The sequence below is a fragment of the Sphingomonas sp. CCH9-E2 genome (assembly GCF_001557215.1).
Classification (GTDB): domain Bacteria; phylum Pseudomonadota; class Alphaproteobacteria; order Sphingomonadales; family Sphingomonadaceae; genus Sphingomonas.
This window is the reverse complement of sequence record NZ_LSJM01000424.1, coordinates 1-1273: the sequence shown is the minus strand read 5'-3', so window position 1 is coordinate 1273 and position 1273 is coordinate 1. Positions and strand designations below refer to the sequence as shown.

General features: G+C 69.0%; 2 protein-coding genes. Both read right to left on the bottom strand.

Annotated elements, in window-relative coordinates; all coding sequences use genetic code 11:
* The coding region (locus AX681_RS18985) for a hypothetical protein (protein WP_197424328.1) at window positions 1-217 on the bottom strand (217 nt) is incomplete at its 3' end.
* A gap of 46 nt (window positions 218-263) precedes the next feature.
* On the bottom strand, window positions 264-1184 hold the full coding sequence (locus AX681_RS18980) for a DMT family transporter (protein WP_066655794.1): 921 nt from the start codon (window positions 1182-1184) through the stop codon (window positions 264-266).
* Window positions 1185-1273: the final 89 nt, after the last annotated feature.

The window sequence follows — 1273 nt, the reverse complement described above, 5'->3', positions numbered from 1 at the left end:
GGGCGAAGGGTTTGCTGCGCCGCGGGCGGGGCTGGGGGCCGATGGTCCAGCCCATCACCAGCGCGATGCTGGCGAACAGGCCGAGCGTTCCGAACGCCAAGCTGAGCCAGCCGATCCAGTTAAGCGATCCGGTCGCGATCAGGATGCCGAGCGGGATGGCGATGAAGAGAAGGCTGGAGAGCCCGGGAGCGATTGCTTCCGATAGTGGTCGCCGCATCGTCGTTCCCCCCCACCGGCATCGTGACCCAGCGGCGCGCAGATTGCTAGAGCGTGCCCGCCAGCGCTGCGACCACTCCGGCGGTGACGAGCAGCAACCCGGCGACTTCGCTGCGCGACACACGCTCGCCGAGATAGAAATGGCCGAAGGCGATGGTGAAGGCGACCTCGATCTGGCCGACGACGCGCACCAGCGCGACGGGCGCGGTGGCGAAGCCGGTAAACCAGCAGGCCGACCCGAGCGCGGAGAGCAGGCCGACCTGACCCGAGACGCGCCAGCTGCGCAGCACCGGGCCGACCTGATCGCGCTCGCGCCAGACGAGGAACGCGCCCTGCATGACGGTCTGGAGCGCGACGGTGACGGCGAGGACGATCAGCGCGGCGCGGATCGGGTCGGCAGTCGCCACCTGAACCGTGGCGCTACGTATCGCGATGGCGGTGAGTGCGAAGAAGAAGCCCGAGGCGATGCCGAAGCGCGCGCCGGGCTGACCGAGCGCGCGGATGAGTTCGCCGGGCGTCATGCGCTTGCCGCCCGCAGAGAGGATCATCACTCCCGCGACGCCGAGTGCGATACCGAGCCAGCTTAGCGGAGCGAGATGTTCGCCGAGCAGGACGATCGACAGCAGCGCGCCCTGCACCGCTTCGGTTTTCGAATAGGCGGTGCCGACGACGAAATTGCGCTGGTCGAACGCCATCAGCAGGAGGTTGGTGGCGACGATCTGGGCGAGGCCGCCGCCGATGCAATAGACGAGGAACCACGGGCCTAGGGTGGGGAAGGCGGCGGGGAACAGGGCGAACTGATAGGCCGCCAGCATCGCGAGCGCGAAGGGCAGGCCGTAGAGGTAGCGGACCAGCCCGGCGGCGTTGATCGACAGGTCGTGGCTGACGCGCCGCTGGATTGCGGTGCGCCAGGGTTGGAAGAGTGCTGCGAGGAGGGTGGCGGGGAGCCAGATGGGGGAGGTGATCATGGGTTGGTTATGTGGCTTGTCGTGTGGGGAGGGGGTTCGCGTCCCACATGGCGGCCCCGGCCTGCGCCGGGGCGACGGTGGAGGGGCGA